Origin of the sequence: Curtobacterium sp. NPDC098951, from assembly GCF_044759965.1 — a bacterium.
Taxonomy (GTDB): Bacteria; Actinomycetota; Actinomycetes; order Actinomycetales; family Microbacteriaceae; genus Curtobacterium.
On the sequence record NZ_JBIWAG010000007.1, the window covers coordinates 54047 to 70479 of the forward strand.

Below are 16433 nucleotides of genomic sequence, written 5' to 3' on the forward strand. Positions count from 1 at the left end.
AGGACCTGCCGGGACGACGAAGGACCTGCCGGGACGACGAAGGACCGAAAGGGACGACGAAGGACCGGAAGGGACGACGAAGGACCGACCGGGACGACGCTTCGTCGTCCCGGTCGGTCCTGGTGCGGGCGAGCCGCGGGCAGCCGCGTGCCGGCTACTCCGCCTCCGCCGTCGCGTCGGTCCCCACCGGAGCGGACCCGTCGTAGGAGCAGATCGCGGCGACCTTCTCGGCGCTCGCCGACGACGGGTCGAACTCGTACCCGAGCCACTCCTTCGCGAGTCGACGTGCCAGCTCGACACCGATGACCCGCTGGCCCATGCAGAGCACCTGCGCGTCGTTCGAGAGCACCGACCGCTCGACACTGAAGGAGTCGTGCGCGGTCACTGCCCGGATGCCCGGGACCTTGTTCGCGCTGATCGCCACCCCGAGCCCGGTGCCGCAGATCAGGATCGCCCGGTCCGCCCTGCCGTCGGCGACCATCCGTGCGGCGTCGACGGCCACGTGCGGGTAGGCGGTGTGTCCGTCGGCATCGACCCCGACGTCCTCGACCGAGGCCACCCGGTCGTCGGCGAGCAGATCGCGCTTGATGACCTCCTTGTAGTCGAAGCCGGCGTCGTCCGAGCCGATCACGAGTCGGTACGTCATGCGTGTGTTCCTTCCAGTCGGTCAGCACGGGTGGCGAGGACCTCGCCGACCCGGGTGAGGATCATCCCCATCGACGTGGCACCCGCGTCGGGGGTGCCCACGCTCTTCTCCGCGAGCGGTCGCGCGCGGCCGATCTTCGGACGCAGCTCGGCGGTCGCGGCCGCCTCGGTGACGGCGATCGCGGCGGCGGCGCGCCATGCGGTCGCGGTGTCCTGGCCGCCCTCGACCCCGGCGCGCAGCGCGTCGACGAAGGGGAGGAGGGCGTCGAGCAGCGTCTTGTCGCCGCGGGAGGCTCGTCCGAGGTGCACGATCGAATCGGCGAAGGCCTGCGCTGCGTCGACGACGTCCGCGGCCCGGTAGGTCTCGCGGTCGTCGCGGAGCGATCGACCGAACGCCTCGAGGGCTGCACCCCAGAGGACACCGGAGGTGCCGCCCGCGAACTCGGCCCACGCGTCACCGGCGCGTCCGATGACGAACGCGACTCCTGCCTCCCGGTCGAGACGGTCGACGGCCCTGCGGGCCGCGCTCGCGCCCTTGACCATGCCGCGGCCGTGGTCGCCGTCACCGGCGACGGCGTCGATGCGGCCGAGTTCCTCCTCGTGCTCGCGCAGCAGCGCCTCGACCGCGACGAGCGCGTCGCGCGCCGTGTCGGCGGCCTGCCGGGAGGCGGTGGTCGCGTCCGGCACCTCCATCGCCTCCGCCGCGGCGTCCTCCACCGCGTCGGCCGGCACGAGCGCTGCGACCGGCGCTGCCACCTTGCGGTACGCGGGCGTGTAGGCGTCGGCACGCCAGTAGCGCTCGAGCTCGTCGTCGAGCCACTGCAGCGTCAGCGAGCACCCGCCCATGTCCAGGCTGGTGACGAGTTCGCCGACCTCGGGCTCGACGACCTCGAGGCCGGCCTCGGTCAGCAGCGGGAGCACACGCCCCCACAGGAGGAAGAGTTCCTCGTACTTCGTGTCGCCGAGTCCGTTGAGGATCGGGGCCACCCGTGTGGCCCCCGCCGGGCGCTCGGCCAGCAGCCGGTCGACGAGGAGCGATGCGAGCTCGCGCGCCGGCAGCAGCGGGACGTCCTCGATGCCGGGCTCACCGTGGATGCCGAGTCCGAGTCCGAGGTGGCCCTCGGGGACGGAGAACAGCGGCTCGGCGGCGCCGGGCATGGTGCAGCCGGAGAACGCGACGCCGATGGTCCGGGTGGCGGCGTTCGCGGCGTTGCCGACGCGCTCGACGTCGTCCAACGATGCTCCCGCCGCGGCCGCGGCACCCATCGCCTTGAAGACCGAGAAGTCGCCCGCGATACCACGACGACGCGCGGGTTCTTCGGCACTCGCGACGTCGTCGGTGACGATGACGACCCGGGTCGGGATGCCCTCGGCGTTCAGCCGTTCTGCGGCGATCCCGAAGTTCATCACGTCACCGGCGTAGTTCCCGAACGTGAGCACGACGCCCCGGCCTTGGTCGGCGGCCTTCGCCACCGAGTACACCTGCGCGGTCGACGGCGAGGTGAAGACGTTGCCGACGACGGCACCGGTCGCGAACCCCGGTCCGACGATCCCGCAGAACGCGGGGTAGTGTCCCGACCCGCCGCCGACGACGACGGCGACCTGGGGCTCGGCTGCGGCGGTGGGGAGCGCCACCACGCCACCGTGGACACCGCGCACGCGGTCGGCGTAGAGCGCGGTCCAACCGGCGAACTGGTCGTCGGCGAAGTCCTCGGGATCGTCGTGGATGGTCGTCATGCTGGTCCTCCGGTGGTGGTGGGTCGTGGGGCCGGGCGGCGTCGGGACGGCCGACACCGCCCGGGGTCGTGCACCGGGTGGCGGCGGGACGGCCGCTGCCACCCGGGAGCTCAGTGGGCCTTGGTGCCCTGCGGGACACGCAGGAAGTGGACCATCACGAACGCGCAGGCGTACAGGCCGACGAAGGTCCACGTGACCGCCTGGCCACCGCCGCCGAGCGCGAACACCGCCGCGACGACACCGGTGCCGAGGAACGCGGCCCCGCCGGCCGCGGTGGTGTACATCGCCATCGCGGCGCCCTTGTGGTCGGGTGCCAGCGCCGGCATGATCGCGCCCATCGGCACGAAGCCGGCGAGCAGGCAGCCGAAGACGCATCCCGCCACGACCGAGAGCACGTACCCCCAGTCCGATCCGGCGGGGACGAGCTGCGGCACGTACCACCAGGCCACGAGTCCGGTCGCCGATCCGACGATGCCGAACCACTTGACGGTGCGCTGCCAGCCGATGCGGTCGCCGACCCAGCCGAACAGGGCGTTGACGAGGATGTTCGTCGCGTACACGCACACCGTCATCAGGAGCCAGCGACCCTGCCCCCACCCGCGGTCGTCGGCGATCACGGCGGGCAGGACGACGAACATGCCGAACTCGGGTGCCGTGTTGATCAGTCGGACGAGGAATCCCATCAGGACCTTCGGGCGGGTGAGGGTGAGGCGGATGCCGCTCGTCAGGACCCGCCAGGCGGTCTCGCCCTCGGGCGCGATCCGGCGGAACCCGTTCGGCAGGCGGACGCCGAAGAACATGACGAGGAAGCCGATCAGGACGAGGCCGATCGAGGCGATCATGGCGCCGGTCTCCCCGCCCGTACCGCCGCCGAACGCCGGGATCGCGCCGATGGCGAAGAGCGAGCCGAGCGTGGGGAGTCCGCCGGTGAACGCCACGTAGAACCAGCCGACGGCCGAGCCGTTCCGCTCGACGGGCGTGGTGATGTTCACCCACACGAGGAACGCGAACGCGAAGAGCGGGTAGCCGAATCCGCGCAGCGCGTACGACACTGCCGCGAACGGGACGCTGCCGAGCGCGAGGGCGACGAGGAACAGCACCTCGAAGACGACCCACACGCCGAAGCCGAGCACCATGACGCGGCGCGGACCGACCAGGTCGGACAGGGCACCGGACACGTACGAGCCGATGAGCGCAGCGAGGCTGTAGAAGGTCACGATCGTCGCGACGGTGGCCTCAGGGCTACCGAGCACGGCGACCATGTGCGGTGTGATGAAGTTCGACTCGACGCCGTTCCCGGTCATGAAGACCAGCACGGCGACGAACCCGAGCGCGAGCGGCTTCGGGATCCCCATCCGGTCCAGTCGCCCCTCTGGGTGGGTTGCTGGCGCAGTGGTCGGGCGTTGGGTCGTCGTCGACATCCTTGACTCCTGTGTCCTGGTGGTCTGCGAACTGCTGATGACTCTACACTGTTGGAACGTTTGTCCAGAACACAATTTCAACCGACGGTCACGGGATCTGCGAGCACGTCGCCGGGCGTGCGCTCCGGTCGGCACTCCACGCGGCGATACGATCGACGTGTCCGCGCGAACCGATCGTTCGTCGACCGGTGTCGGCGACGTCCCGAAAGGCAGTGCCACATGTCCTCCGACATCACCGCGCCGACGGAGGCCGGGCGCACGCGGTTCCCGCTCGACACCGTCTACCAGGCGGCAAGGATGTACTACCTCGAGGACGCCACCCAGGTGGAGATCGCGTCCAGGCTCGGTGTTTCACGGCCGACCGTGAGCCGGCTCGTCGCGGAGGCCCGCCGGGCTGGACTGGTCCGGATCGAGGTCGTCGACCCCTTCCAGGACGAGACCGTCGCGCTCGCCGAACGACTGCAGGTGGTGCTCGGGCTGCACGCCGTCCACCTCGCTGCGGTCACCCATCCGGCCACGCTCGGCGTCGACCTCGCGGGGGCGGTCGCCACGGCCTTCGAGGGCATGGGGCTCACGGCGGGGGACGCCGTGCTGATGTCGTCCGGCCGGACCGTCTACGACGTCGCGCGCGCCGGGATGCCGCGTCTGTCCGGTGTCCAGCTCGTCCCGACCGTCGGTGGTCAGGCCGACCCGATGCCGTGGTTCCAGACCAACGAGATCACGAGGACGGCCGCTGAGCACTCCGGTGCGATCCCCGCCTTCCTCTTCGCGCAGGCGATACCGTCCCCGGCCATGCGGGCCACACTCGACGAGGACCCTGCGTTCCAGCACGTCGTCGGTCTGTGGAGCAGTGCGAAGGGCGCCGTGCTCGGGATCGGCGCGCCGACCGCGACGCGGGACGCGATCGCACGGGGCGTCCCGGTGGAGGATGCTGCGTTCCAGTACGCGGCTGGTGACGTGTGTCTCAACTTCTTCGCGGCCGACGGCTCGGCGATCGAGTTCCCCGGGAGCGATCGGATGGTCAGGACGTCTCGCGAGGTCCTCGCCGGCATCCCGCACGCCGTCGGCGTCGCGGTCGGTGAGGCGAAGGTGGCGAGCATCATCGGCGCAGTCCGGGGTCGGCTGGTCAACGAGCTCGTGACGGACGCCGCCACGGCGCGAGCCCTCCTCGACGCGCTCGCCTGACGGCGGACCACGCCGGGGTCGGGTGGCGGCGGGCGACGGCACTGCCGTGGCGACCTGTCACGCGTCGCTCGGCGGTCCCGACGTGTGGGACGGGAGGCGCGGTGCGGGCCCGCACCGCGCCTCCCGTCCGCCGGGTGGTGCGTCTACCGCGTGCGCCGCACGTCCCACAGGTGGTGCACCGGGTCGTGCGCGTAGTAGGTGGCGAGCGTGGCGACGGTGAAGGCGCTGCCGTCGGACCGGAGGCCGGTGCGTCCCAGCTGGTCCTCCCGCACGTCGTCGAAGGCCCGGGCAGCACGGTGCGCCGCCTCGCCGAGCTCCCGCACGACGGTGGCGGGGTCCTGCTCGCCGTACCGGTCCTCGACGGCCGTGGCGTCCTGGTCCCAGTTCGGGAAGGCCGGGGCGTCCTCGGTGAGCATGAGTGCCAACCGCTCGACCATCTTGCGGTGCACGTCACGCACGTGCGCGGCGTACTCGAGCGGTGACCAGGTGTTCTCGTCGGGGCGGTCGCGCACGTCCTCACGGTCGAGGATCGCCGGCCACGCCGAGGTGTTCGCGTCGATGATCCCCGGGACGTCGCGGATCGTGACCGCGCTGCCGTCGTAGCCGCACTCGGGGCACGCGGACCCGATGACCCACGTCCAGTTCTTCGTCTCGGGTTCGATCGCCATGGCTGGATGGTACGGCCTGTCACCGTCCGCTCCGATCCGCGTGCCCGAGGCGATCGACGCCGACCCCCGTCCGGGGGACACGCCGATCCCTGTGAATCACCGGTCAATGACGTTCCGGTCGCTCGGTATCGTCGACGGCTGTTCCCGGGCCGGTACCCGTCGGCCCGCCGATCCTCCGAGGAGAAACGCATGGGTTCCGACCCCAGCAGTACCCCGACCCGACCGCACCGACGGCTCCGCGAGAGCGACGTCACCGTGGTCGACAAGAGCATGATGCGACGGGCCGTCAGCGGCATGGTCGTCGGCAACACCATGGAGTGGTACGACGTCGGCGTCTACGGCTACCTGGCCGTCACGATGGGGAAGGTCTTCCTGCCGACGGCCGAGCCCGCGGTCCAGATCCTGTTCAGCCTCGGTGTCTTCGCGGCCACGTACATCGCCCGGCCGCTCGGCGGCATCGTGTTCGGTCGTCTCGGCGACCGCATCGGGCGGCAGAAGGTCCTCGCGACGACGCTCATCATGATGGCGACGTCGACGTTCCTCATCGGCGCGCTGCCCGCCTACGCCACGATCGGCGTGTTCGCGCCGGTCGTCCTGGTCGTGCTGAAGCTCGCGCAGGGCTTCTCGACCGGTGGCGAGTACGCCGGGGCGACGACGTTCGTGACCGAGTACGCGCCGGACCGTCGCCGCGGGTTCTTCGCGAGCATCCTCGACTTCGGCAGCTACTTCGGCTTCGCGCTCGGCGCGACGGTCGTCTCCGTCCTGCAGATCACCCTCGGCGACGAGGCGATGACCGCGTACGGCTGGCGCTTCCCGTTCCTCGCGGCCGGGGTCATCGGTGTCGTAGCGATCTGGTTCCGCCTGCGCATCGAGGAGTCCCCGGTCTTCCAGGCCACCCAGGCCGCGCAGGAGGCCGCGACCGAGACCCGCGCGTCCTTCGAGGGCGAGCGCCCCGCGAACGTGTTCGCCATGGTCCGCGACCACTGGCGCCCCATCGTCATCGCCGTGATGCTCGTCGCCGCGTCGAACACCGTCGGGTACGCGCTGACCTCGTACATGCCGACGTACCTCACCGACTCGCTCGGCTACTCGGCGCTCGACGGCACGCTGCTCACGATCCCGGTGCTCCTGCTCCTCGCGGTGATGCTCCCGCTCACGGGCAAGCTGTCCGACAAGCTCGGCCGTCGTGTCGTGATGTGGATCGGGGCCGCGACGACCGTCGTGCTCGTCGTGCCGGCGTTCACGCTGATCGGGCACGGCGCGCAGTGGTCGACGCTCGCGGGTCTCGGGCTCCTCGCGCTCATGACCGCGCTGTGGGTGTCGAACCAGGCGGCCTCGCTGCCGGCGCTGTTCCCGACGTCGACGCGCTACGGCGGCATGGGGTTCGCCTACAACATCGCGATCGCGGTGTTCGGCGGGACGACGCCCCTCATCGTGCAGGCCCTGCTCACGGCGACGGGCGACGAGCTCGCACCGGCGTACTTCCTGATGGCGACGAGCGTCGTCGGGGCGATCGGGGTGTTCTGCATGAAGGAGTCCTCGCGCCGCCCGCTGCCCGGGTCGATGCCGGCGGTGGAGACCGCGGAGGAAGCCCGCGAGCTCGTGCTGACGCAGGACACGAACCCGCACCTCGACCTGGGGGACCTGCCGTTCGCCGCCGAGGACGCCGCCCGCCGTGCCCGCGAGGCCGCGCGCGAGGGCGAGGTGGCCGCGGCGCGCTGACGCCGGGGTGACCGATCGCGCGACTCGAAACGACGAGGTCGATGTCGTACGACATCGACCTCGTCGTTCGTTGCACCCGCGGGTTGTTGCATGGCGGCGGGAACGACATCGTGGTGGTCGTACGACATCGAGGTTGTCGCTCGGCGTCAGGCAGCGCCCGCGTCGGGCAGCGCCCGCGTCACTCGTGCCGGTGCTCCCCGGACGCGTCGAGCGCCGGCCACACCGGGAACGGGTCCGCCCACGCGCGCCAGACGTCCGGCCCCGCGAGGAGTTCGTCCGGCGTGAGGAGCGCCCCGTCCAGCGCGCGCTCGATCGCCGGCACGTCGAGTCGCTCGCCGACGAACCAGAGCGCCTGCCCGATCGGGGCGTCGGCGTCCCACGACGGATTCGCGGTGGGGTCGAGCGCGAGCATCGCCCCGAGGCTCGACCACGACCCGACGTGGTCCGGGCGCGAGGCCAGTCGGAAGAACCCCCGTGACCGCAGCACCCGGCCGTTCCGCCCCGCCGCGAGGTCCCGCTCGATGACCGACGCCAGCCGCCCGGGGTGGAACGGCAGCGGCTCGCGGTAGCGCATGGCGACGAGGCCGTCCCGGGGGTCCCGTCCGCCCGAGCCCGACAGCGCCCGCATCCAGCCCGCTCCGTGCGCGAGGACCCGTGCCGCACCGCCGTTCGACGCGGGCAGGTCGGCGGCGCCCCGGATCGACGATCCGGCCACGACGACCGCCTGCGGGGCGAGCCGGTGCAGCAGCGCGAGGAGGCTGCGACGCCGTCCCACCGGCACCGGGCCGACCCGGTCGAGGACGACGACCGTGGCGTACTCGACGAGGGCCGCCACCTGGTCGGCCGCGACGAACGCGTCGTCGACGTCGGACCAGAGCAGGTGGGCGACGTCGTCCGCGCGCAGGACGGTGACGACGTGCCGGAGCACCCGGTCGTCGCCGGTCTCCGCGCGCGCGGAGTTCGCGAGCATCATCCCCACGGCGCGGGTGTCGGCACCGGGCGGCAGTGTGACGACGAGGCCGTGGTCGGCGTCCGGTCCGCACACCCGGTCGAGGTGCTCGGCGCGCTCGGCGACGGACCGGGCCGCGGCGACGGCACTCCCGGTGGCCTGCATCCGGTGGCCGACCGAGAGCCGTGCGGCCACCCGGTCGGCGTCGACGTCGTGCATGGCGGAGACGATGGTGATGGCGGCGGGACGCATGTGGGCTAATCTACATGATCATCGTTCTCAACAACGAGGACATCGACGAAGGAGAACCCCGTGAAGGTCCGCAACTCGCTCAAGGCGCTCAAGAAGATCCCCGGGTCGCAGGTGGTCCGCCGCCGGGGCCGCGTGTACGTCATCAACAAGCAGAACCCGCGGTGGAACACCCGGCAGGGGTGACGTCACCGGCGTTCCGTAGGGTGGCTCCATGCGACTGCTGCTCATCCGCCACGGCCAGACCCCTGCGAACGTGAACGGTGTCCTCGACGCCGTCGTCCCCGGGCCGGGCCTCACCGAACTCGGGCAGCAGCAGGCCGACGCCCTGCCGGCGGCGCTCGCCGACCGGGGGATCGAGCGGCTCTTCGCGTCGACGATGGTCCGGACGCAGATCACCGCGGCACCGCTCGCCGCGTCGCTCGGCCTCGAGCCGGTGGTGCTGCCGGGGCTCCGCGAGATCGAGGCCGGCGACACCCAGGGCAAGCGCGACCAGGTGTCCGTCCAGACGTACATCTCGACCGTGCACGGCTGGTCGCTCGGGGACCGCACGACCCGGATGCCCGGCGGCGAGAGCGGCACCGAGTTCTTCGCGCGTTACGACGACGCGGTGCGGCAGATCCTCGCGACCGGCGTCGAGGTGGCGGCCGCGATCAGCCACGGTGCCGCGATCCGGACGTGGGCGAGCGCCGCCGCCGACAACACCCCGGACCACTTCGGCACGAAGCGCCACCTGGAGAACACCGGGATCGTCGAGCTCGAGGGCTCCTTCGACGACGGCTGGCGCCTGGTCGACTGGGAGGGCGAGCCCGTCGGCGGCGAGCAGCTCATCGACCGGACGGCGCAGGACCCGACCGGCGAGCGGTTCTGACGCGACCAGCGGACGGAACGGGAGGCGCGGTGCCAGCCGGCACCGCGCCTCCCGTTCCGTGGTCGGTCGCGTGGACTACGCGAGCTGCGACGCGGACGTCAGCGGCACGATCACCCGGTGCGCCTCGCGCAGGACGTCGAGCGTGTGCTGGACCTCGTCTGCACGCTCCTCGGGCGTCCAGCCGAGCGACCCGGCGAGCACGTCCGCCAGCTCGTCGAGCAGGTCGATCGTGACCCCGCCGACGAAGGCGAGGTTCGTGCGCCGGAGGACCACGTCGACCAGGTGCACGGCCTGCTCGCGCTCGGCGAAGTACGCGACCTCCGCACGGGTGAGGCCCGGGTCGGACTCGAGGGGCTCGACGGGGCCGTCGACCAGGACGTCCACGACCTCGGCGGCACGGGTGCCGTAGCGCTCGAGCAGTCCCTCGACGACGGAGGCGTCGAGGCCGTCGCGGTGCGACTTGATCCACAGGGCACGCTGGGCGTCCGTGGTCGGGAAGTCCTTGCCGCCGCCGATCGGCATGCCGGTGGTGTCGACCGCGCGGGTCACGCCGAGCTTGGTCGTGACGTCGGTGGACAGGTGCGCGGCGAGGGCGCGGAAGGTCGTCCACTTGCCACCCACGAGCGACAGCACGGTCGAGTGCGGCAGCCCGGCGATCGGGGTGTCGACGATCCGGTAGTCGCGCGAGACGAAGCCGGGCGCGGTGTCCTCGTGGCGGGGCAGCGGCCGGATGCCGGAGTAGCTGTAGACGATGTGGTCGCGGGTGAGCGCGATCTGCGGGAAGACGTGCTGCACCAGGCCGAAGAAGTAGTCGATCTCCTCGTCGGTGGTGACGACCGGCTTCGACGGGTCGGCGTCGATGTCCGTCGTGCCGATGAGGACCCGGCCCTTGAGCGGGTAGATGAGCACGATGCGGCCGTCGTTGTTCTCGAAGAACAGCTCGCGGCCCTTCGTCGCCTCGAGCAGCTCGGGGTTGTCGACGACGATGTGGGAGCCCTTCGTGCCGCCCATGAACGCCGTCTCGCCGCCGAACGCCTGGTTCGTCAGGTCGGTCCAGGGGCCGGATGCGTTCACGACGACGTCGGCGGTGAAGACGAACTCCTCGCCGGTCTCCTGGTCGCGGAGCAGGACGCCGCCGTCACGGGTGCCGGCGGCCTCGACGTAGTTGACGGCGCGGGCGGTCGACGCCGAGCCCTCGCCCTTCCCCGCGGCGAGCCCGTCCTTGAGCACGTCGAGCGCGAGGCGCTCCGGCTCGTGCACCGACGCGTCGTAGTAGGTGCCCGTGTACTTGAGGTCCTTGTTGAGCGCCGGCATGTCCTCGAGCGCCGCCTTCTTCGTGAGGAAGCGGTGCTTCGGGACGGAGCCGCCGTCGCGCGAGAAGGAGTCGTAGATCGTCATGCCGATCTTGATGAGCGCGGCGCCGCGCTCCTTCGTCGAGCGCTGCTTGTGCGTGAGCATCCGCAGCGGGGCGTTCATGATGCCCGAGAACGTCGAGAAGATCGGCATCGTCGTCTGCAGCGGCTTGACGTAGTGCGGGGCGATCCGGATGAGGCCGTTGCGCTCCTGCACGCTCTCGCGGACGAGACGGAACTCGCCGTTCTCGAGGTAGCGGATGCCGCCGTGGATCATGTGGCTCGAGGCGGCGGACGCACCCGAGGCGTAGTCGCCGCGCTCGACCAGGGCGACGTCGACGCCCTGCAGGGCGAGGTCGCGGAAGGTGGCGATGCCGTTGATGCCGCCACCGACCACGAGGACCTGTGCGTTCGGGCGCTCCGTGAGCGCGTTCACCGTGTTCCGGGGCTGCGTCTTCTTCGACATTGGTGCGTCGCTTCCTTCGTGGGTTCCGTGGTGGTTCGTCATCGATCGTGCGCTTCGGTGAGAGGGCGGGCAACTTGCGTGCACGAACGTGCAGCACACGTGTCCGGAGTGGCCGGAGGAGGGCCGGGAGGCGCGACAGGGGTTGCAGAGGCCGTGCACGTCCGTGCATGCTCAGTTCCCATGAGTGACGCAGCGCAGCCCATGCGCACGCAGCAGGCGCTGCGCGCCGCGCACCTGTACTACCTGCAGGACCTGACGATGGACGCGATCGCCGACGAGCTCGGCACCTCGCGGTCCTCGGTCTCCCGCCTGCTCAAGTACGCGAGGGACACCGGGCTCGTCGACATCCAGATCCGCTCGCCGCTCGACCAGGCCGCGGCGCTCAGCCGGAGCATCCGCTCCCGGTTCGGCGTGCACGCGCACGTCGTCCCGGTGCCGGACCACACGAGCGACGTCGACCGGCTCGAACGCGTCGCCCTGTCCGCTGCGCGCATCCTGACGCAGTACGTCGAGTCGAACATGGTGATCGGGATCTCGTGGGGTTCGACCGTGAGCGCGGTGAGCCGGTACCTCGTGCCGAAGACCACCCACGGCTCGACGGTCGTCCAGATCAACGGCGCCGCGAACACCCGGACGACCGGCATCGTCTACGCGTCCGAGATCCTCCGCCGGTTCGGCGAGGCGTACGGCGCGTTCGTGCAGCAGTTCCCCGTCCCGGCGTTCTTCGACGACCCCGCCACGAAGCAGGCGCTCTTCCGCGAGCGGTCGATCCGCCGGGTGCTCGACCTGCACGAGCGGATGGACCTGGTGGTCTTCGGCGTCGGGGCACCCCAGGCGCCCGTGCCCTCGCACGTCTACTCCGGCGGGTACCTCGACCCGTCCGACCGCGACGAGCTCACCAAGGCGCAGGTCGTCGGCGACGTCTCGACGGTGTTCTACCGGGCGGACGGGTCGTGGAAGGACATCGGGGTGAACGCCCGCGCCGGTGCCCCGGACCTCGACACGATCAAGCGCGCGCCGCGCCGGGTCTGCGTCGTCGCCGGACGCTCGAAGGCCGCGTCGCTGAAGGGTGCGCTCGCCGCCGGGCTGATCACGGACCTCATCCTCGACGAGAGCGTCGGACAGGCGATCCTGCAGCCCTGAACGGTCCGGGTCCTCCGGACCGCGGGCCCGGATTGTCGGTGGTGCCCCGTAGGTTCCTCGACATGGTCGCCACGATGGACACCCGCCACGCCGCCGGCGTTCGCCGGTCCGGGGACACGCGGTACTCCCGGCGCATCGCCGGCACCGACGTCGACCAGGCGCTCGCCTTCTTCGCCGGTGACTACGCCTTCCGCTCGCCCGCCGTCCGCCGCACCCGCACCGACACCCGGTGGGAGTTCGCGGGCGTCGGCGACGACCGGCTGTCCCTCCGCTCGTCGCGGTTCCTCGTCGACCTGCGGAGCGACAGCCGTGTCGACGACGCGTTCCTCGTCGCCTGGCTGCGGAGCGGGGCGAGCACGATCTCGTACGACGGCGCGGACGTCCACCTCGAGCCGGGCGTGCCGGTCGTGCTGCCCTTCGCCGACACCTACGCGCTCCACCACCGCGACATCGGGCTGAACCTCGTGCACCTCGACGCCGGGTTCGTGCGCTCGGTCGTCGGCGACGACGACTTCGCCTTCGAGCCGCTCCGCCGTCCGACGGTCGAGGGCATGCGCGCGTGGCAGTCGGTCGTGCGGGCACACTCGGCGACGTGGCTCGACGTCGGGAACGAACTGACCGCCCTCGCCCAGCGGGACATCGCCGAGGCGTTCGTGCGCGCGGCCGTCGCGGCCTTCCCGGAACGGAGCCGCTGGCGCACGTCGGTCACCGGCAGCGGGCCCGAGCACGCCCGGCTCCGTCGTGCCCTCGAGTACGTGCACGAGCACGCCCGCGAGCCGATCGGCACGCCGGAGATCGCCGCCGCGGCCGGCCTGAGTCCGCGCGGCCTGCAGCAGTCGCTCCGGCGGCACCTCGACCAGACGCCGGGCGACCTGCTCCGCAGCGTCCGGCTCGACGGCGCCCGCGCGGACCTGGTGCGCGGCGACCGCGACGCGACCTCGGTGGCCGACATCGCGCGGGCGTGGGGGTTCGGACACCTCGGACGCTTCTCGGCGACGTACCGGGCGCGGTTCGGCGAGCTGCCGAGCGAGTCGCTGCGCGCGCACTGACCCCGGCGTCCGCCGCGCTGTCGTAGCGTGGCCGGATGGACACCGTCGTCACCGCCCTCCGCTCCGCCCTCGCCGATCCGGACGGCACCCTCGTCCGGACCGAGCGGGACGTGCTCGACGCCGCGCGGACCGACAAGTCCGGCTGGGTCGCCCCCGGTGGCCCCGTCGCGGTCGTCGAGGCCCGGACGGTCGAGCACGTGCAGGCCACGCTCCGCACGTGCTCGGCGCTCGGGGTCCCCGTGGTCCCGCGCGGTGCGGGCACCGGCCTCGCCGGCGGCGCGAACGGCACCGAGGGCACGGTCGTGCTCAGCGTCGCCCGGATGGACCGCATCGTGCGGGTCTCGGTCGACGACGAGTACGCGGTGGTGGAGCCCGGGGTGCTCAACGGCGACCTCAACGCCGCGGTGGCCGAGCACGGGCTGCGGTTCGCCCCGGACCCGGCGAGTGCGGCCATCGCGAGCGTCGGCGGCAACATCGCCACCAACGCCGGCGGGCTGCGGTGCGTCAAGTACGGCGTCACGCGGGAAGCGGTGCTCGGGCTCGACGTCGTGCTCGCGGACGGACGACTCGTCTCGACCGGACACCGCACCGTCAAGGGCGTCACCGGACTCGACCTCACGGCGCTGCTCGTCGGGTCCGAGGGCACGCTCGGGGTGATCGTCGGCGCGACCGTCCGGCTCGTGCCGGTCCCGGCGGGGGCGCCGGCCACCCTCGGCGCCGTCTACCCGAGCGTCGAGGCGGCGGCGCGTGCCGCGGCGTCCGTCGTGGCGGGAGCGGACCGGCCGTCCACGGTCGAGCTGCTCGACGCCGCCGCGCTCGAGGGGATCGCCGCCCACCTCGGGCCGCAGGTGATCGCGGAGACCGTTGGGAGCACCGCGGCGGGCGGGGTGTTCCTCCTCGTGGAGTACGACGGACCGGGCGCGACCGAGGTCGCGCTGGGTGCCGTGCCGCGCCTCCAGGCCGAAGGCGGGACCGTGCACCTGGCCGGCTCCGCGGCGGAACGCGACCGCCTGCTGACGATCCGGCGGTCGTTCCACCCGGCCATGGAGGCGCGGGGCCGCGTCCTCATCGAGGACGTCGCGGTGCCGCGCAGCCGGCTGGCCGAGATGTTCGCGCGCGTCGAGGCGATCGGGCAGCAGTACGGCATCGCGATCCCGACCGTCGCGCACGCCGGCGACGGCAACCTGCACCCGAACTTCGTGTTCGCGGGCGACGAGGTGCCGCAGCACGTGTGGGACGCCGCCGACGCGATGTTCCGCGCGGCGATCGAGCTCGGCGGGACGCTGACGGGGGAGCACGGGGTGGGCGTCCTCAAACGGCGGTGGATCGGCGACGAGCTCGGGGACGACGTGCTCGAGCTGCAGCGCGGGATCCGACGGGTGTTCGACCCCGCGGGGATCCTGAACCCGGGCAAGGTGTTCTGACCGTTCCGCCGAATCCTGTCGGACGATTTCGCGCTCGATCGCTCGGATGTTCGGAGGAAACGTCGTCGTAACGAATCCGGCGCTCAATGGTGAGGACGTACGCACCGCCCACGAAGGAGTCCGCAATGCTCATCGGCGTCCCCACCGAGATCAAGAACAACGAGTTCCGCGTCGCCGCCACCCCGGCCGGCGTCGCCGAGCTGGCACTGCACGGCCACGAGGTGCTCGTGCAGTCGGGAGCCGGGGACGGGTCCTCGTTCCCCGACGCCGAGTACGCGGCCGCCGGCGCGACGATCGTCCCGACGGCCGCCGAGGTCTGGGCGCGTGCCGAGATGATCCTCAAGGTCAAGGAGCCGGTCGCCGCCGAGTACGCGTCGATCCGCCCGGGCCAGGTCCTGTTCACGTACCTGCACCTCGCTGCGGACCGACCGCTGACCGACGCGTTGATCGACTCCGGTGCGACGGCCATCGCGTACGAGACCGTCCAGCTGCCGGACCGGTCGCTGCCGCTGCTGTCGCCGATGTCCGAGATCGCCGGTCGGCTGTCGGCGCAGGTCGGTGCGAACCACCTCATGCGGGCGCACGGCGGGCGCGGGCTGCTGCTCGGCGGCGTCCCCGGTACCCCGAAGGGCCGTGTCGTCGTCATCGGCGGCGGGGTCGCGGGGGAGCACGCCGCGACGATGGCGCTCGGCCTCGGCGCCGAGGTCACCGTGTTCGACATCAGCCTGCCGCGTTTGCGTGCCCTCGACGCCCGGTTCGACGGACGCATCACGACGCTGCGCTCCTCGGCGCACGCGATCGCCTCGGCCCTGCGCGACGCCGACCTCGTGATCGGGTCGGTGCTCATCCCCGGGGCCTCGGCGCCGAAGCTCGTGACCGACGCCATGGTGGCAGACATGCAGCCCGGGTCGGTGCTCGTCGACATCGCGATCGACCAGGGCGGCTGCTTCGAGGGCTCGCACCCGACCACCCACGACGACCCGACGTTCGCCGTGCACGACACCGTGTTCTACTGCGTGGCGAACATGCCGGGAGCGGTGCCGCGTACCTCGACGATCTCGCTGACGAACGCGACGCTGCCGTACGCCGTCGCGATCGCGAACCAGGGGTGGGAGGCGGCGACGGCTGCGGACCCGGCCCTGGCGCTCGGGGTGAACGTGCACGCGGGGCGGGTCGTGAACACCGCAGTGGCCGAGGCGCACGGCCTGGCGGCCGCGGCGCGCTAGGCGCGCGGGCGCTGCGCGCCGCGCGCCGCGCGCCGCGCGCCGGCCGGCGCGCCGCGCGCCGGCCGCGCGCTGCGCGCCGGCCGCGCGCTGCGCGCCGGCCGCGAGGCCGAGACTCGGCCCCGCGGACAGTTTCGCGGCTCCCGAGCCACGAAACTGTCCGCTCAGCCGAGTCTCGGCGCGCGCCGCGGGCGCGGCTGGCCGCACGCCGGGGCGGCGGCGCGCGAGTTTCGGGGGGGGGGGGGCGAGCACCGCCGCCGGCGCCGCGGGCCCGGGCGCGAGGCGCCCACCCCCACCCCGGGGGGGGGGGGCGGCCGGCGGGCGGCGGC

At 72.4% G+C, this 16433-nt stretch carries 14 protein-coding genes; 8 read left to right on the plus strand and 6 right to left on the minus strand.

Translation table 11 applies throughout. The features are described 5' to 3' along the window. Positions 1 to 154: 154 nt before the first annotated feature. The 3 genes from ACIQUC_RS16475 to ACIQUC_RS16485 form a co-directional block, all read right to left on the minus strand. On the minus strand, positions 155 to 646 hold the full coding sequence (locus tag ACIQUC_RS16475; protein WP_402269093.1) for a ribose-5-phosphate isomerase: 492 nt from the start codon (positions 644 to 646) through the stop codon (positions 155 to 157). After that, positions 643 to 2382, minus strand: coding sequence for a dihydroxyacetone kinase family protein (locus ACIQUC_RS16480; protein WP_022905629.1), 1740 nt, complete (start codon positions 2380 to 2382; stop codon positions 643 to 645). Before ACIQUC_RS16480 ends, ACIQUC_RS16475 begins: the two co-directional genes overlap by 4 nt. A gap of 110 nt (positions 2383 to 2492) precedes the next feature. Continuing rightward, the gene (locus ACIQUC_RS16485) at positions 2493 to 3737 is read right to left on the minus strand and encodes an RbtT/DalT/CsbX family MFS transporter (protein ID WP_083857838.1); all 1245 of its coding nucleotides are present in this window, start codon (positions 3735 to 3737) and stop codon (positions 2493 to 2495) included. Between the two features lie 285 nt (positions 3738 to 4022). On the opposite strand from ACIQUC_RS16485, the gene ACIQUC_RS16490 reads away from it, so the two are divergent. Then, positions 4023 to 4988: a sugar-binding transcriptional regulator gene (locus ACIQUC_RS16490; RefSeq protein ID WP_402269096.1), complete on the plus strand. Its 966-nt coding sequence runs from the start codon at positions 4023 to 4025 to the stop codon at positions 4986 to 4988. Positions 4989 to 5131: 143 nt separating this feature from the next. Here the strand turns inward: ACIQUC_RS16490 and ACIQUC_RS16495 are convergent, their stop codons facing one another. Next, positions 5132 to 5656, minus strand: coding sequence for a DinB family protein (locus ACIQUC_RS16495; protein ID WP_402269098.1), 525 nt, complete (start codon positions 5654 to 5656; stop codon positions 5132 to 5134). Positions 5657 to 5845: 189 nt separating this feature from the next. Here ACIQUC_RS16495 and ACIQUC_RS16500 point away from each other — a divergent pair, with 189 nt between their 5' ends. Further along, a complete protein-coding gene (locus ACIQUC_RS16500) occupies positions 5846 to 7378 on the plus strand; it encodes an MFS transporter (protein WP_402269100.1) in 1533 nt (510 codons plus the stop codon). Positions 7379 to 7556: 178 nt separating this feature from the next. Here the strand turns inward: ACIQUC_RS16500 and ACIQUC_RS16505 are convergent, their stop codons facing one another. Then, positions 7557 to 8579, minus strand: coding sequence for a GTP-binding protein (locus ACIQUC_RS16505; RefSeq protein WP_402269102.1), 1023 nt, complete (start codon positions 8577 to 8579; stop codon positions 7557 to 7559). Positions 8580 to 8639: 60 nt separating this feature from the next. Here ACIQUC_RS16505 and ykgO point away from each other — a divergent pair, with 60 nt between their 5' ends. Beyond that, on the plus strand, positions 8640 to 8762 hold the full coding sequence (gene ykgO / locus ACIQUC_RS16510) for a type B 50S ribosomal protein L36 (protein ID WP_022905672.1): 123 nt from the start codon (positions 8640 to 8642) through the stop codon (positions 8760 to 8762). Between the two features lie 28 nt (positions 8763 to 8790). After that, the gene (locus ACIQUC_RS16515) at positions 8791 to 9447 is read left to right on the plus strand and encodes a histidine phosphatase family protein (protein ID WP_402269104.1); all 657 of its coding nucleotides are present in this window, start codon (positions 8791 to 8793) and stop codon (positions 9445 to 9447) included. 75 nt (positions 9448 to 9522) lie between these two features. Here ACIQUC_RS16515 and ACIQUC_RS16520 read toward each other — a convergent pair whose 3' ends face one another. After that, positions 9523 to 11265, minus strand: coding sequence for an FAD-dependent oxidoreductase (locus ACIQUC_RS16520; RefSeq protein ID WP_402269106.1), 1743 nt, complete (start codon positions 11263 to 11265; stop codon positions 9523 to 9525). Positions 11266 to 11445: 180 nt separating this feature from the next. On the opposite strand from ACIQUC_RS16520, the gene ACIQUC_RS16525 reads away from it, so the two are divergent. From ACIQUC_RS16525 to ald, 4 genes are all read left to right on the plus strand, one after another. After that, the gene (locus tag ACIQUC_RS16525) at positions 11446 to 12408 is read left to right on the plus strand and encodes a sugar-binding transcriptional regulator (RefSeq protein WP_022905765.1); all 963 of its coding nucleotides are present in this window, start codon (positions 11446 to 11448) and stop codon (positions 12406 to 12408) included. Between the two features lie 62 nt (positions 12409 to 12470). Continuing rightward, positions 12471 to 13457, plus strand: a complete 987-nt coding sequence (locus ACIQUC_RS16530) for a helix-turn-helix transcriptional regulator (protein ID WP_022905764.1) — start codon at positions 12471 to 12473, stop codon at positions 13455 to 13457. 35 nt (positions 13458 to 13492) lie between these two features. Next, the gene (locus ACIQUC_RS16535; protein ID WP_402269109.1) at positions 13493 to 14881 is read left to right on the plus strand and encodes an FAD-binding oxidoreductase; all 1389 of its coding nucleotides are present in this window, start codon (positions 13493 to 13495) and stop codon (positions 14879 to 14881) included. A 125-nt stretch (positions 14882 to 15006) separates the two neighbouring features. Then, entirely contained in the window at positions 15007 to 16107 is a 1101-nt protein-coding gene (ald, locus tag ACIQUC_RS16540; protein ID WP_402269111.1) for an alanine dehydrogenase, read from the plus strand. Positions 16108 to 16433 lie beyond the last annotated feature (326 nt).

Coding starts and splice junctions, on each gene's coding strand:
- ald (WP_402269111.1), top strand. CDS start 15,007: ATGCTCATCGGCGTCCCCACCGAGATCAAGAACAACGAGTTCCGCGTC.
- ACIQUC_RS16500 (WP_402269100.1), top strand. CDS start 5,846: ATGGGTTCCGACCCCAGCAGTACCCCGACCCGACCGCACCGACGGCTC.
- ACIQUC_RS16475 (WP_402269093.1), bottom strand. CDS start 646: ATGACGTACCGACTCGTGATCGGCTCGGACGACGCCGGCTTCGACTAC.
- ACIQUC_RS16535 (WP_402269109.1), top strand. CDS start 13,493: ATGGACACCGTCGTCACCGCCCTCCGCTCCGCCCTCGCCGATCCGGAC.
- ACIQUC_RS16530 (WP_022905764.1), top strand. CDS start 12,471: ATGGTCGCCACGATGGACACCCGCCACGCCGCCGGCGTTCGCCGGTCC.
- ACIQUC_RS16485 (WP_083857838.1), bottom strand. CDS start 3,737: ATGGGGATCCCGAAGCCGCTCGCGCTCGGGTTCGTCGCCGTGCTGGTC.
- ACIQUC_RS16520 (WP_402269106.1), bottom strand. CDS start 11,265: ATGTCGAAGAAGACGCAGCCCCGGAACACGGTGAACGCGCTCACGGAG.
- ACIQUC_RS16525 (WP_022905765.1), top strand. CDS start 11,446: ATGAGTGACGCAGCGCAGCCCATGCGCACGCAGCAGGCGCTGCGCGCC.
- ACIQUC_RS16490 (WP_402269096.1), top strand. CDS start 4,023: ATGTCCTCCGACATCACCGCGCCGACGGAGGCCGGGCGCACGCGGTTC.
- ACIQUC_RS16515 (WP_402269104.1), top strand. CDS start 8,791: ATGCGACTGCTGCTCATCCGCCACGGCCAGACCCCTGCGAACGTGAAC.
- ACIQUC_RS16505 (WP_402269102.1), bottom strand. CDS start 8,579: ATGCGTCCCGCCGCCATCACCATCGTCTCCGCCATGCACGACGTCGAC.
- ACIQUC_RS16480 (WP_022905629.1), bottom strand. CDS start 2,382: ATGACGACCATCCACGACGATCCCGAGGACTTCGCCGACGACCAGTTC.
- ACIQUC_RS16495 (WP_402269098.1), bottom strand. CDS start 5,656: ATGGCGATCGAACCCGAGACGAAGAACTGGACGTGGGTCATCGGGTCC.